We start from the raw sequence: 14525 nt of genomic DNA on the forward strand, positions 1-14525 counted from the left end.
TTAATGGCAACTTCGTCAATCGGGCCAGGATTTTTGACACAAACAACTGTATTTACTGAAAAATTATTGGCAAGCTTCAGCTTCGTCATCCTCATGTCAATCATTATTGATATTGGTGCTCAACTGAATATTTGGCGTATTATTGCCGTTTCGGAAAAGCGTGCCCAAGATATCGCAAATGACGTATTGCCTGGCTTGGGCTATTTGCTTGCCGCTTTGATTGTGGCAGGAGGGCTGGCCTTTAATGTCGGCAACATTGCCGGAGCCGGTCTGGGCGGGAATGTTTTGCTTGGGTTGGATATCAAGGTAGGAGCGCTTTTAAGTGGTGCTGTCGCCATTGGCATCTTTCTCGTACGAGAGGCTGGCAAGGCGATGGACCACTTTGCCCAAATCATGGGCTTTGTCATGATCGGGCTAACCGTTTACGTGATGTTTACCGCACAGCCCCCGGTTGGAGAAGCGCTCATGAAAACATTTGCGCCAGACCAAATCGACATATTGGCCATTATTACCCTCGTCGGCGGCACTGTTGGGGGCTATATTACGTTTGCAGGCGGACATCGTTTAATCGACGCCGGATTAAAAGGGAAAGAGGCACTGCCTGAGGTGACGAGAAGCTCGGTGAGCGCCATCGGGATTGCGTCTATTATGCGTATTTTCCTTTTCTTAGCTGCGCTCGGGGTTGTCGCGCAGGGATTCACACTTGACCCAGGCAATCCGCCGGCATCTGTCTTCCGACTGGCAGCCGGCGATATCGGCTACAAAATATTTGGGATTGTTATGTGGGCGGCGGCCGTTACTTCTGTTGTGGGCTGTGCTTATACTTCCGTTTCTTTTATCCGCACCTTTCATCCGACTTTGGAAAAGTATCATAATTGGATCATTATCGGATTTATCACTGCTTCAACACTTGTCTTCATTTCCGTTGGACAACCAGTCAAAATTTTGGTGTTGGTCGGTTCCTTAAATGCGCTCATACTCCCGCTTGCGCTCGGAGTGATGCTTGTTGCTGCCCACCGCGCAAAAATTGTCGGTGATTATAAGCATCCCCTGTGGATGACCATTTTTGGCATCTTTATCGTCATCGCCATGTCATATATGGGTGTGTATTCGCTTGTCAACGGAATTCCGCAACTCTTTAAATAAGGAGCCAATGAAAATTTGAGAATGAGCGAGTCTTTTAGAGATCATTTAACTTTTTTGAAGGAGGACAAATCATGAGTTTAATGGCCGACATGAATCCGGCAGAGATCAGACAACTCATACGAAGGAAAAAGTGGGTAAAACCAACGTCGGGATTGGCATCTGGGTTTGTACAAGCAAATTTGGCCATACTGCCGAAAGAACTGGCTTTTGAATTCCTGCTGTTTTGCCAACGGAATCCAAAGCCTTGTCCGTTAATCGATGTGACAGAGCCGGGCTCTTTCATTCCAACATTATCTGCGCCAAATGCCGACATCAGAACCGACTTGCCCAAATACAGGGTATATCGCAATGGCGTATTAACAGAGGAACGGACAGACATCTTTGATTTTTGGAATAACGAAATGGTCGCTTTTCTTCTTGGCTGCAGCTTCACTTTTGAAGAAAAGCTGCTGGACAACGGCGTGCCGGTCCGCCATATGGAAGAAGACTGCAATGCTCCTATGTATATTACAAATATTCCTTGCCAAAAAGCAGGACGTTTTGAAGGCCCGACTGTCGTAAGCATGAGGCCGATGCCTCCCAAAGACGCCATTCGCGCTGTGCAAATTACGAGCCGCTTTCCAAGTGTCCACGGAGCCCCCATACATCTAGGAGACCCTGAACAAATTGGAATTCGAGATATCAATCAACCTGACTTTGGCGATAGCGTCACAATCAAAGAAGGAGAAATTCCTGTATTTTGGGCTTGCGGAGTCACCCCGCAAGCAGTCGCCATGCATGTAAAACCTGATATGATGATCACACATGCACCCGGGCACATGTTTTTGACCGATTTAACAAATGAAAGTCTGAGTATTATGTAAAGTAAAAAACGAGGCTCATCTAGCTTATAGAGAAAGTGGGTATTCATTTTTGTTACTAGTAAAAATGCATAAAAACCTGTCTCTCCTGTTTGTTACTGAAAAAGCGCATTGGCAGATGGAAAGCATTGCACCAATATTGTGGAAGAGGCGATCATCCGGTAATGATTTCGCCTTTATCATTACCGATAAGGCGGAAGTCACGCACGCTCCCCACTTTATCCCTTGCCGAAATAGGGGAAGTAACGATCATCCGGGCACGGATTTCTTTTTTATCTTACCGAGGAGTTTGGTATAATTCCTCTTTTATCGTTACTGAATTGCAAAACAGATATGGTTCGGGCGCGTTCTTAAGAAATCGCAATCATTCTGTCTTTTGCTAAAACGGCTGTTACTAAGAGCTGGAAGAAAGGGCTGTCCAAAAAGTAAAATTGCAGCTTGAAAATAAAAAAACAAAACCCAAGAATGCTGTAAAATTAACATTCTTTGGGTTTTAAATTGTAGTGCATTTACTCTAAATTGGACTTTTTAGAATGCCCCTGAATCAGCCTATTCAGGCTAAATTTTGCTTTACCACACGGGGTCGATTGGTTTTTGGCCAGTCAAGACGGCAACCATGTTCTGAGCCGCCCGCATGGCCATGGCATCGCTTGTTTTTTGGGTGGCGGATCCGATATGGGGAGTTGTTACAACATTTGGCATTTGGAGCAAAGGGTTGTCTTTTTCCACTGGCTCTTGATCAAACACATCCAGTGCGGCCCCATGAATCTCCTTATTTCGCAAGGCAGTGATCAAGGCCTGCTCATCGACCGTTTGGCCCCGGGACACATTGATGAAGATTGCCGTCTTTTTCATCAGCTTGAATTCTTTTTCCCCTATTAAATGGCGGGTTTCCGGAGTAAGCGGTGTCATTAACAAAACGAAATCAGATTCCTTTAATAAATCTTCGAAATGACTGTATGTAACGCCGACCTCTTTTTCAACCTCGGGCTTTTGGTTCCGGTTGTAATAAAGAACATCCATATTAAATCCGAATTTTGCCCTTCTGGCAATCGCTTCTCCAATTCTGCCCATTCCTATAATGCCGAGAGTCGCATGATGCACGTCTACACCCATAAACGGATCATCACCATTCTCTCGTTCCCATTTCCCCTCTTTCACAAAACGATCCAGCTCAGCGATGCGGCGGGCAGAAGCAAGAATGAGCCCAAAAGCCAAGTCGGCAACGGTTTCATCCAAAACATGCGGTGTATTAGTTCCGATCACGTTCCTTTTTTTCATCGCCTCTAAATCAAAGTTGTTATAGCCAACAGAAACATTGCTCACAACTTTCAACTTCGGTGCGTGATTTAGTAGATTCTCTGTGATTCTTCTTCCAGTAGTCATCAAGCCATCTATATCAGCAAGCTCTTTCAGAAGCATGTCCCTCGGGATCGCTTCCTTTCTTTCCCATTTGCGAACTTCACAATGTTTGGCAATATATTCTTCCACTTCTTTTGCCACCGGAAGCGTAATATACACTTTGGGTTTACTCATGGCACTTTCCCCCTGTTTCATCATTGTCCTCAAACTCATTTTAACATTGATCACCTGAAAATAAAGGGAAATGAGAATCCCTTAGTCTCCCAACACCCATACCGCACGGCAAACATTACTGATCCGATGCAGGAGACTTTTCCCGATGAGGAGCAAAAACAACCTTTTTTATATCCTTCAACTGTTGAAAAAAACAGTAGTGAAGGGAAACGCTTTTTTACAAAATCCGCATCTCATAAGTGTTAAGTTCCCTCTATCTTTAGCTTTCAAACACTGAACGCCTGTTTATGCGAATCCATTGTTATGCCTCACTTTTTGATTGTTTGTTATTTACTTGGACCGAGTTTCTTTTCCCTTTTACCCTGGTCGTCAATAATACCCCGCCAATAACGGCCAACGCACCGACGATTTGGGTTACAGTGACTGTTTCCCCAAGCCAAAAATAGGCGCCAATCATCGTGATGACTGGGAGAAAATTCAAGAAAATGGATGCTTGGGAGGGATTTAAAATTTCTACAGCGCGATTGTAAAATATAAGAGCAAGAACAGACGGAAAAATGCCCAAATATAAAAGCCCCCCTACGGTTGGAACAGTAAATGCCGGAATCCCCATAACGAACCATTCAATAAGAAGAAATGGCAGCAACATGATGAGGGATAAACCCGACATTACGAGCAATGCGCCATATAAAGGGAATAAAGGCATATATTGTTTAACAGCAATTGTATAAATAGCCCAAGTGATAACAGCCCCAACCATGATGACGTCCCCTACATTCCAATCAGACGTGGCCAGCTCCAGCACATTGCCATTCATGACGACCCAGACCGCTCCCGCCATTGAAAGGAGAATTCCTGACCATTGGCTGATATTCAAGCGCTCTTTTAGCATATACGCGCTCATGATAACCGTTACAACGGGAATGGCTCCCTCCATCACGGCCACTTTTGTGGAAGTCGTAAATTGCAACGCCCCGTAAAGCAAAATGTTGAATAGAGCAATCCCCGTCACCGTCATGATCAGCAGCGGCTTTTTATGCTTTCTAAATTCTTCACGATGGCGCAATGCGCCTGAAACACCGATAGGAAGCAACACAATAAAAGCAGTCAGCAGCCGAAAGAAAGTGATGGTAAAGGGCGGCAATTCATTTATTGCTTTTCCCACTAGGATATTTCCTGCATAAAAAATCACGGCAAACATCAATAATATGTAGGGATACATAAAAATGCCCCCCTTTGCATTTTGTTTTATGTAATCGCTTTCTAACGTATCCTATTTCATTGTATCAAAAAAAGAATAGTCCCGGGACTCTAACAAGCCCCGAGACTATTTTTTATCTGGAAGTCAGCAGCGCACGAGCTATACCGATAAAATATTCCGATTCACGTATAATATGGTCCAAGACGACAACAGCCGTTTGATTGTTCGCCACAACCGCGCTGTCATTTTTTATTTGCCGGCATAACTCGATAAAACGTTCACTCTCCTCAAGACAAAATGTCACGAGCTGAAGTACTTGCTGATACAATTGAACAGGAATATAGTAACCGGAACGGACGACAGACTCAATAAAACTGACGACTTGCTGATGGGTTTTTGACAGCGCTTTCTCCCATTCAAACAGCGCTTCGACATATTCCGGCTCTAATCCTGTCACTAATTCCCGGATAACGACTGTATGTTCTTCTTCTTGATGCTTCCAAAACTCCGCCTCATCCAATATGCGCAGCGGCATTTGCGGGCCGTAATAAAACTGCATGCCACTCCCCCTCCCATTTTCAATATATGGGAAGGAGGACAACTATATTCTTCTAACTTCCTATTCATCCATCTTTCAGTGGGTACTTGTTTAGATAGGCAGATGAACGAAGCCTTTACTTCCCAGAACGGGAAGATGTTTTTTTCGACTTCAACGTGTAAAATGACCAGTCGCCCTTGTTTCTTATGAACGTTTCCGTTTTTACGGCCGACCTGGCTTTCTATGCAATTCAATTAAGTTGTAGCGTTTTCTCAGAATTCATGATGGAATCTATTACATCGTCCGCCTGAATCACTTCACTGCCTTCAATGAGGTTTTCTTCTTTTACGCCGTTATGTTTCATGCATGCTGAACATACTTTTATTTTACCGCCTTGTCGCAAGAAGGCAGGCAATAATTCTTTGATGGGTTGAAAAGGTTCGCCAATATCAATCTTGTCAGCATAACCTGTTTCAGCCAGATAGACAGCATCTGACAGAAGCAGCAATTCAACGGTATGTCCTTTTTCCAACGCTTTGGTACCCATCGTAAAAGCAATCGTTACATTGTTTGGATTGTTTTCATATGCGGTCAGTGTAATGAGCAAGTCTGCGTGCGCCAAAACAAAACCCTCCTAAATTTTTCAATCATTGTAACATATTGGGCATCGATATCAAAATGTCAGTGGTCATCCCTTAATATGAAGAAAAATACATGTCTGTAGGTTCAACTAATGGCCTCATTGTCACCCTTCCGGCATGAACATGGCAAATATCCGCGCCACACTGGGACACCGATCTAACGATTGAGCAACGAACAGTAAATGGTTAATAGCTGCTCATAACAGAAGCTTTGACACAGCCCTTCCGGTTAATGGAATTCGGCTTTATACCCTTCTTACAATAAGCCATGAAATAACTATCTCGTGTAGTCTTTTGGTTTTGCATCCAGCGGCAATGAAAGGCTGTTCATACCATCAGGAAAGACTTTTCCATTATAAAAAGCCGCTACTCGAGCGGCTTTCCGTTTGTATGGATAGGGACGAAAGTAGATCGTACATCTGGCGAGTCAACCGGAATTCTCAAAAATTCGTCACGTAAAACCGGAAAATAGCAGAGTAAATCGAAAAGTGTGAATGGCTTGCTATCACCAGCCTCTCGAACAGCTTTTCCCCTTATACCTTTATCCATTCACCTTGAACATTTACACCCGCATCAACCAACAAATTAAAAACAGGGCATCTTTTTTCCACTTCACTTTTTAAAGCATTTATTTTTTCTTCGCTTTCATTCGTTTTAATGTGTACCTTATAATGAACCGTTTGAAAGTGGGGAGAAATTCCTTCAACTCCCTGCAATCCCCGTAAATCAAGCGCTCCTTCATTTTGAAATTCCACACCTTCATACGAGAATTGTTGTTCCTTGGCAATGAGCGCAATCATGACGGATGTACAACTGGATAACCCGCCCAATACAAGCTCAACCGGGTTTGGTCCTTTGTCCGTTCCCCCCAGACTGGCTGGTTCATCAACAATTATTTTTTCAAAATCCCTGATGAAAATGGAGGTTTGCAATCCTTTTTCCCATTTACCGCTTGTTTTTACTTTCATAAATTGTGCTGTTGCCATTTCAATACACCTCTTCTTTAATTATTTTTACTTGGCCGTCTTGCGTTGGGGAATCGACTAGACTGTTTACCCCTTTGATTCCCGAAAACTGTAAGTTTCAAAACATAAACCCACTCTTTAAATATACGAGCGAACATCACTTAAATTCACTAAATCTTGTTCCGTTGGGATCAATCGATTGCAGTATTGACAACTCTTCTTTCGTAACCGGAGGAAATTCAATGAACTCCTCGTGCTTTTCCACAACAAATCCCGTGTTCTCTTGAATTTCTTGCAAAGAGCTGTTTGGAAAAATAGCGTAAAGACGCAGACGCCCATCCTCCTTTGATTTTTTAAAAATGCCAAGTGGCGTGATGACAAATTCCGTATTGCCCGCAGCGGTCACAATATCCAATTTCTCCACTAGGCTCCTTTTATCATGATTCGTTTTCCAAAGGATGCCCCTCTTGACAGTTGGAAGCAAAGCCGCACTGCCCGCCCCGCCCGGCAATCGGACTTTCGGTTGGTCATACGTTCCGATTGCACTCAAGTTCATCCTACCATACCCATCAATTTGCGCTCCACTTAAAAAAGCTACATCAAGCCCGCCACGAGCCGATAAGTCGAAAATATCGGAAAGCGGAAAATCAGAAATGGACCCTTCCCGCAATACAGGATCTGCCGAAGAATAACTTGAAAAAGCTGCAGGTACAGCATCCACCCCTCCCGGGATGCTCAAGTACACCGCTGTTTGGGCATGCAACTTTTTCGCCAATTGAATCGCTACCGCGGGCATGGGAGAGGCTACTCCATGAAAGACGCGCTCACCGTCTTTGATTAGACGGGCCATCGCAATCGTGATGTTATCAGCCAATTGAACATTAGACATGGATTTCAGCCTCCTTTACTTTTTCCACGAACCCTTCGCAATTCTGCAAATATGCCACAACACCGGCTTTGTCGATAGAATACAAAGGTGCACAACTGCCTGGTGCCGCTCCGTTTTCAGCCAAGACGACATGCTCGACGAGGAAGCCGGGAACTTGCGGCCTGACAGTCCAGCTTTCGGAATCAATTACTTGTTCGGCTGTGACGATTACTTTTTTCGCCGCCCGTACCATAATCAGATCTTCAAACACTGCTCCTTCGATAAAAGCATTTCCTTTTTCATCGGCAATGTTAGTGTGAATCACCGTGTAATCTGGACGCAGTGCGGAAACTACGGCTGTTTTTTCACCTGTAAAAGGACAGGTAACATAGCGAACCTCTCCCGTAAGCTCCGGAAGCTCGCTTCCTTGAAATCCGTTGAGTGGCTGAAAAGGGATACCATAAATGCTTGCCCGCAAAGCCGCGATGACACTGGCACATGCATGTTCATACACTGTAATGTCTCCTTTTTGGACGCCTTTACGATAGCTTTGCGCCAATCCAAACATTTCAAAGCCAATGTAGCCGCCGTATACAGCCTTTAGCGATTGAGCCGCCGCTAACAGATCGACATCCAAGGCGCCGGCTGTTTTAATAACGGAAAGATTCTTCTTTTCTTGACGGATCAACTCTTTGACGAACGCCACCGGAGAGCGGTGCAGCGCATTTCCGCCAAGGGCGAGCAACGCTCCGTCTTCAACGGCTGCCACCGCTGTTTTTAAGCTTGTTTGTTTTGACATTTGTTTTCTCCTCCTTTTTATGCAATGACAATGCCATCAGGATCAAGCGTCCGCAATGTTTTCAAGTCAGCTTCTGTCGGAGGATCCACATAGGACCAGTCGTCGGCTACTTCAATTGGGAAGCTGCTGTTTGCCTGAACATCATCCAACGTATATCCCCTAAATAATTGAAGCAATGTCATTTTCTTTGTTTCTTCAGCAAATCCGTACACACCGATCTGTGTAATGACGCGATATGGTCCCGTATTGGCCGGCAATCCGGCTTCCTCCCGCCTGCCTGGCCCTTGCAAATACCCGGGACTTGTTAAAAAGTCGAGCCTGTTAACAAACTTTCTCTTATCCTGACCCATGATGATGATCGTACGTTCACACAAGGATGCGATATCGGCTCCGCCGCCGGAGCCGGGCAACCTTACTTTCGGCTTTTCCCAATCACCGATTACGGTTGTGTTCAAATTTCCGTACTGATCGATCTGGGCGCCACCCAAGAATCCGTAACGGATCCAGCCTGCTTGCGCCAAACTCATCACATAGTCCATAGAGCCGACTGTCACGCCGTTTTCATATGTCAACGACTCACTTACCTGAATCGGCAGCCTTCCGGTTGGCTTCCCTCCCACTCCACCGCCTTCATAGACAAGCAACAAATCGGGTGCATGAGTATTTAAAGCCAAAACAGAAGCGAGAAGCGGCATGCCCGTTCCTACATAAACAGCCGCATCTTTCGGTAAAAGACGCGATGCCGCAATAATCATTTTTTCTGTATCGTTTCCCATTTTTATCCTCTCCTTTTCGCCACTTTTGGATATGGCGCCAATTTCTTTTCAATTTTCTCCAACTGTTTCAACACACGGACACCACCAATTTGCTCCAAATATTCGTAGTGATCATGGCTGCCATACACATATTCCTGCAAATAGGTTTCAACGCCTTCATCACTGATAGATGCATCCAGCCAAATTTGCCAATGATCTTCATCGAATGAATAAAGGCTCGGCACTTGATTTGGATGAGAACCGTATGGTACTTCAACAACCGCATCCACAACGAAATAAGGAATTTTCGTCAAGTCCGGACGACTTGAAAATACTTCGTCATGTACGATTTCTTCCGCTGTCACTAAGACGAATTTTGCCGCGTGGGCCAGTTCAATGTCTTCCGCGACATTCCCATCAATTTGACAGTTTCCATATTGATCAGCACGGTGGACATGGATGACCGCGACATCCGGATAACAAGCGGGCAGAAGCTCCACTTTCTCGTTTGTAAAAGGGTCCGTGATTGTTTTCGATCCGCTGTAATGTAAAGTATCCGTGCCAAGCGAGGATCTCGTCGGGTAAAAAGATAAACCTTTCATCGCCGCGGTAAAGCGCCATTGAAAACCGGCATTTGTAATCTCGGATAACACTTTCAACCGGCCGGATTCAACCGCTCTTCTCGTTGGAAGTGACAGTCCCCGCACTTCATCGGCAAAACCGTAGGAGACTTCCGCTTTTGTGATGTTTCCCGCTGCCGCCAACAATTGCCAATCATGCTGTGATCCTTTCGTGCCAATTGTCAGATTCCCTGTTTTTTGGCGGATGATTTCATGCACCGCGGCAATCGGGTTGCGCACCGATCCCATTCCGCCAAAAACGATATAATCCCCTTCTTTCACCCCACGCGCCACCGCTTCTTGCAATGTGGCTCTCTTGTCTTTTTTCACGAGTGATTTATTGTTTTTTCGGAACTCCCTTATTTTGTCCGGATGCTCCCACCCGAAAAGCCTGGATGTGGTATCTTCCTTTATGAATGTTTGAGTCATTGTTTTTCCTCCTTTGATATACCATTATCTTTTATCTACTGCCCTGGCTGCCCGGTCGCCGACAAACTGGATCAATTGAACGAGAATAACCAATATGATCACCGTGGCAATCATGACATCGTTTTGGAAACGGTAATAGCCGAAGCGAATGGCCAAGTCGCCAATTCCTCCGCCGCCGACGATGCCAGCCATTGCCGAATAGCTTAATAGACTGATCACCGTCACAGTAAGTCCGGCTATCATGCCCGGCTTCGCTTCAGGAAGCAGGACATCTTTCATAATCAGCCACGGGGAAGCGCCGCATGATTCCGCCGCTTCGATCACCCCTTTATCAATTTCCCGTAATGATGTTTCCACAAGGCGGGCGTAAAAAGGGATGGCGGCGACGGTCAGTGAGACGCTTGCAGCCACCGGTCCCATCGTTGTTCCCAGGATCAATTTTGTAAACGGAATAAGAACAACGAGTAAAATGATAAATGGGATCGAGCGAATGATATTGATGATGCTTCCAGCCACGCTTTGTATATAGCGGTTTTGCCAAAACATGCCTTCACTTGTCACAAAAAGGGCTACCCCCATAGGGACGCCGATGATGACCGCAAACGCAACAGCAATGCCCATCATCCATGACGTTTCAACAAATGCTTTTCCAAACTCATTTACCATTTCAGGCAACATCGGCAAGCACCTCCAATTGATTCGTCCTTTTCGTTATATATCGAATCGCCTGCCGGACATCTGATTGACTGCCAATCATTTCGATGATGAGTGTTCCGAGCGGACGTTCCTGAATGTAAGAAATTTGACCATGCAGGATATTCACAGAAATATGAAATTGTCTTAATGTCTCCGAAATGACCGCCTCTTCGGCCGAATCTCCTTTGAAAGTGATTTGGACAATCGCCCCTTTTCTTCCCAAAAGAAGTCTTTCAGGCAATTCCAGGGAGTGGACCGTTTGAACAAATTGCTTGGACAAGGCCGTTTGCGGATTGGCAAACATATCATACACATCAGCCAGTTCAACAACCTGCCCATTTTCCATAACAGCCACCCGATGGCATACATTCTGAACCACTTCCATTTCATGTGTGATTAACACGATCGTGATCCCAAGCGTTTTGTTGATTTTTTTCAACAGTTGCAATATTGACTTTGTTGTTGTCGGATCAAGTGCCGAAGTCGCTTCGTCGCATAGAAGCACTTTCGGTTCATTGGCCAGCGCCCGGGCGATACCGACCCGCTGTTTTTGTCCTCCTGAGAGTTGAGCGGGATAATGAGCGCTACGATCGGACAGCCCTACCATCTCCAAAAGCTCCGGAACCCGCTTTTTAATTTCAGCTTTCGTCTTGCCTGCCGCTTTTAATGAAAAAGCGATATTGTCATAAACGGTTTTCGAACTAATCAGATGAAAATGTTGAAAAATCATGCCGATCTTTTGGCGCTCTTTCCGAACTTCCTGATCAGATAATGCCGTCAATTCTTTACCGTCAATAACAATGATGCCTTGTGTCGGCTTTTCCAGCAGATTCAAGCATCTGAGCAATGTGCTTTTCCCGGCCCCGCTGTAACCAATGATGCCAAAAATCTCACCTTGGCGAATGGACAAGTTGACATGGTCGACAGCCGTCAACTGTTTATACCGTTTCGTAACATTCACAATTTCGATCATTCATTTTCCTCCTTTTTCACTTGATAGGGCGGTTTCACATATCCCTTTGCATGCTTGTTTGTATAGTCTAAAAATTCATCTGAGTGATAGGCTTTTTCGAGAGCTTTTGCGAACGGCTTTTCAATATCTTCTTTTCTGAGCGTCACATAAATCAAATAACCTTCCGGTGTTTTTTCGATCTCCACTGCTTCATCTAGTTTTAATCCCGAAGCCAATGCAAAATTTCCGTTAATAAAAGCAAAATCAGTATCTCCCAATGAACGCGGTGTTTGGGCGGGATCAATTGGTTTGATGTGTAAATGAAGCTTATTTTCCACGATGTCTTTTTCAGAAACGACAGTTGGATCGGCCTTTTCATTCACAGTGATCAACCCGAAATCCGCAAGCATGTTCAACGATCTGGCCAAGTTGGTCGGATCATTGGGCATCGTTATCGTCATCCCTTCTTTCAGATCATCCAACGAATCATGTTTGTCGGAATAAAGTGCGATAGGGGCAGTCGGAACCGCGTAAGAAGCAACAAGATCCACGTCATGATTTTTATTGAACTGTTTTAAATAGATGCTGTTCTGAAATAGATTGGCGTCTATTTCTCCTTCGTTTAATGCGATGTTTGGCTGGATGTAATCATTGAACTCCACAATATTTACTCGATATCCCTCCTTTTCAAGAATCGGAATGATGCCTTCTTTCAATTGATCGCTGTACGGTCCTGCTGTGGCGCCAATGGTGATTTCTTTCTTTTCATCCCCTGCTGAAGTGCTTCCACACGCTCCCAAAGCAAGTAAAGTAAAAATCAGGCTAATGGTAAGTAATGTTTTTCTCATTTGATGATTCTCCCTCTTTAGCAAATTTATTTTTCCCATGTTATGCCAACAAATCGCAATATAATCGTTTTAAGATAGGAATACTATGTTTTTTTCCATGACAGTATCCATATTCTTTCCGGCCCTGGCTACGTATCAATGGAAAGCGTCGTGTCACTCAAAACAATTCGCAATCCACTTTTTTCATAAAAAAGACCCCTTGATTCGCACAACTATGCCGTACGTGGGCAAACTTGTGTAAATCAAGAGGCCTCCGGTTGTCCGGTCAGCTTCTTTATCATCTATAGATGTATCAGGCTGGAAATTTCGGTTGTTTTGGCGTCGTCATGGGCAACTATTGATTTTGTAATGACCTGCGACTTCAAGATTCATTTTTGCTTCAACACTCCCTTTTACGAAAGCATCTATCATTTCAATAAATGCCCAAATAAAAAGACCCCTTTACACATAAGAGGTCTCCGCTTTAAATCATATTTATCAGCTTCGCCCCTTATCTGTCAGACTTCGAACAAAAGTCTGCTGGAATTGGCACCGTTTGAATATAAAATATATTCAATGGTTGCCGAGGCTTCACAGGGCCAGTCCCTCCACCTCTCTTCATAAGAGTCATAAAAATCATTTGATTTTGTTTGGAATGTTGAAACCTATTCTATTCCGAATCTTCCCGGTTGTCAACTAAGTTTTAAAATTTTATTGGCTTCTGCCGTTAAAATGTTGAACAAGGTTTTCCGCGATGTCACCAACGACCGGCACTTTTATCCGCTCACGATGATATGTCTGGACCATGAGCAACACCCACAAAATGAAGCCAACCAATGAGATAAGCAACTTGAATAACCATCCGACAAAGGGTACATAACTAACGCCTGTCCCTACAATCCACAGAGTTGCATAAAGGACCATTGACTGCATTGCATGAAATTTTACAAAAGGGCTTTTCTTTTCCAAGATAAAGAAGATAATGCCCGTCACGAATGTTCCCAAATAGCATAATAAGCCCGCGACATTTTCTTCAAGGCCGGTGGATGATTTCCTGTCGTTCTCCTTTTGGGGGCCAATTTCATGATGATCGTCCATTCACTGCTCTCCCTTTCAAGTAATTTTTGCTGACACGAGTGTCACAAATCACACCATTTATTCAACCTTACATAAAAAAGTGAATCTAATCAATCATAATTTAGCCAAAAAAAGAACCCATAGCATGATAGCAGATTTTTCCCCACGTTCAACGGGCAAGGTCCAGAGCATGGTATAATCTATGAATAATGAGTCTGACAGATTTATGGAAATAGGAGAAGTTCGTTCCGCCGTACAGCCAACGACGGCTTTGAAAAGAATGGTGGAAGTACATGAAAGCGCTATAAGCTAAAAAAGATATAGAATGAAAACGACACATTTTAGGGGAGTTGTTTGTTTTGAATAACGAATTGAAACTTTTGATAGCTATGTTTTTAATTATCGTCCCTATTTTACTTTCAATTTTTTTCAGTTTTAAAAGTGAGCTCTTGTTGCCCAAAGGTTACGATTTAGCACTTGATGGATATGTAATATCTAAAACGATGGTGATGATTTTTACCTTTTATTTACTGACTAAAACAGGATTTTTTATTTTGCGACATATTAAAAAAGACTAGCTGTATACTAGTCTGAGGCTGGCGACAAAGCATTTGG

At 44.2% G+C, this 14525-nt stretch carries 16 protein-coding genes and 1 riboswitch; of the genes, 3 read left to right on the forward strand and 13 right to left on the reverse strand.

What is annotated here, in order from left to right; translation table 11 throughout:
• The first annotated feature begins 3 nt into the window (after positions 1 to 3).
• Both NST31_RS04425 and NST31_RS04430 read left to right on the forward strand, forming a co-directional pair.
• A complete protein-coding gene (locus NST31_RS04425) occupies positions 4 to 1146 on the forward strand; it encodes an NRAMP family divalent metal transporter (RefSeq protein ID WP_339165475.1) in 1143 nt (380 codons plus the stop codon).
• Positions 1147 to 1217: 71 nt separating this feature from the next.
• Positions 1218 to 2009 carry a putative hydro-lyase gene (locus tag NST31_RS04430; RefSeq protein WP_077109818.1) on the forward strand — a complete coding sequence of 264 codons (792 nt, stop codon included), beginning with the start codon at positions 1218 to 1220 and terminating at the stop codon, positions 2007 to 2009.
• Positions 2010 to 2576: 567 nt separating this feature from the next.
• On the opposite strand, the gene NST31_RS04435 is transcribed toward NST31_RS04430, so the two are convergent.
• From NST31_RS04435 to NST31_RS04495, 13 genes are all read right to left on the reverse strand, one after another.
• Positions 2577 to 3542 carry a D-glycerate dehydrogenase gene (locus tag NST31_RS04435; protein ID WP_236016920.1) on the reverse strand — a complete coding sequence of 322 codons (966 nt, stop codon included), beginning with the start codon at positions 3540 to 3542 and terminating at the stop codon, positions 2577 to 2579.
• A gap of 301 nt (positions 3543 to 3843) precedes the next feature.
• Positions 3844 to 4764 (reverse strand): DMT family transporter, encoded by a 921-nt coding sequence (locus NST31_RS04440; RefSeq protein WP_339164094.1) that lies wholly within the window; start codon positions 4762 to 4764, stop codon positions 3844 to 3846.
• Between the two features lie 112 nt (positions 4765 to 4876).
• Positions 4877 to 5302 (reverse strand): DUF2935 domain-containing protein, encoded by a 426-nt coding sequence (locus NST31_RS04445; protein WP_339164097.1) that lies wholly within the window; start codon positions 5300 to 5302, stop codon positions 4877 to 4879.
• A 229-nt stretch (positions 5303 to 5531) separates the two neighbouring features.
• Positions 5532 to 5903: a DsrE family protein gene (locus tag NST31_RS04450; protein ID WP_339164099.1), complete on the reverse strand. Its 372-nt coding sequence runs from the start codon at positions 5901 to 5903 to the stop codon at positions 5532 to 5534.
• Positions 5904 to 6455: 552 nt separating this feature from the next.
• Positions 6456 to 6908 carry an OsmC family protein gene (locus NST31_RS04455; RefSeq protein ID WP_339164103.1) on the reverse strand — a complete coding sequence of 151 codons (453 nt, stop codon included), beginning with the start codon at positions 6906 to 6908 and terminating at the stop codon, positions 6456 to 6458.
• A gap of 136 nt (positions 6909 to 7044) precedes the next feature.
• Positions 7045 to 7776 carry a CoA-transferase gene (locus tag NST31_RS04460; RefSeq protein WP_077109813.1) on the reverse strand — a complete coding sequence of 244 codons (732 nt, stop codon included), beginning with the start codon at positions 7774 to 7776 and terminating at the stop codon, positions 7045 to 7047.
• A complete protein-coding gene (locus NST31_RS04465) occupies positions 7769 to 8554 on the reverse strand; it encodes a CoA-transferase (protein ID WP_077109812.1) in 786 nt (261 codons plus the stop codon). Before NST31_RS04465 ends, NST31_RS04460 begins: the two co-directional genes overlap by 8 nt.
• A 17-nt stretch (positions 8555 to 8571) precedes the next feature.
• The gene (locus NST31_RS04470; RefSeq protein WP_077109811.1) at positions 8572 to 9330 is read right to left on the reverse strand and encodes a CoA-transferase; all 759 of its coding nucleotides are present in this window, start codon (positions 9328 to 9330) and stop codon (positions 8572 to 8574) included.
• 2 nt (positions 9331 to 9332) lie between these two features.
• Positions 9333 to 10358 carry a CoA-transferase gene (locus NST31_RS04475; RefSeq protein WP_077109810.1) on the reverse strand — a complete coding sequence of 342 codons (1026 nt, stop codon included), beginning with the start codon at positions 10356 to 10358 and terminating at the stop codon, positions 9333 to 9335.
• Between the two features lie 24 nt (positions 10359 to 10382).
• On the reverse strand, positions 10383 to 11036 hold the full coding sequence (locus NST31_RS04480; protein ID WP_077109809.1) for a methionine ABC transporter permease: 654 nt from the start codon (positions 11034 to 11036) through the stop codon (positions 10383 to 10385).
• On the reverse strand, positions 11026 to 12027 hold the full coding sequence (locus NST31_RS04485) for a methionine ABC transporter ATP-binding protein (protein WP_077109808.1): 1002 nt from the start codon (positions 12025 to 12027) through the stop codon (positions 11026 to 11028). The genes NST31_RS04480 and NST31_RS04485 overlap by 11 nt, the downstream gene beginning before the upstream one ends.
• The gene (locus tag NST31_RS04490) at positions 12024 to 12854 is read right to left on the reverse strand and encodes a MetQ/NlpA family ABC transporter substrate-binding protein (RefSeq protein ID WP_077109807.1); all 831 of its coding nucleotides are present in this window, start codon (positions 12852 to 12854) and stop codon (positions 12024 to 12026) included. Before NST31_RS04490 ends, NST31_RS04485 begins: the two co-directional genes overlap by 4 nt.
• 487 nt (positions 12855 to 13341) lie before the next feature.
• A riboswitch (SAM riboswitch) is annotated at positions 13342 to 13460 on the reverse strand.
• An 84-nt stretch (positions 13461 to 13544) separates the two neighbouring features.
• Complete coding sequence (locus tag NST31_RS04495; protein ID WP_339164106.1) at positions 13545 to 13931, reverse strand: DUF4870 domain-containing protein; 387 nt, start codon at positions 13929 to 13931, stop codon at positions 13545 to 13547.
• A 338-nt stretch (positions 13932 to 14269) separates the two neighbouring features.
• Between NST31_RS04495 and NST31_RS04500 the strand changes: the two genes are divergently transcribed.
• A complete protein-coding gene (locus NST31_RS04500; protein ID WP_236016921.1) occupies positions 14270 to 14488 on the forward strand; it encodes a hypothetical protein in 219 nt (72 codons plus the stop codon).
• The last annotated feature ends 37 nt before the right edge of the window (positions 14489 to 14525 follow it).

It is taken from the genome of Siminovitchia sp. FSL W7-1587 (assembly GCF_037963795.1).
Classification (GTDB): Bacteria; Bacillota; Bacilli; order Bacillales; family Bacillaceae_C; genus Siminovitchia; species Siminovitchia thermophila.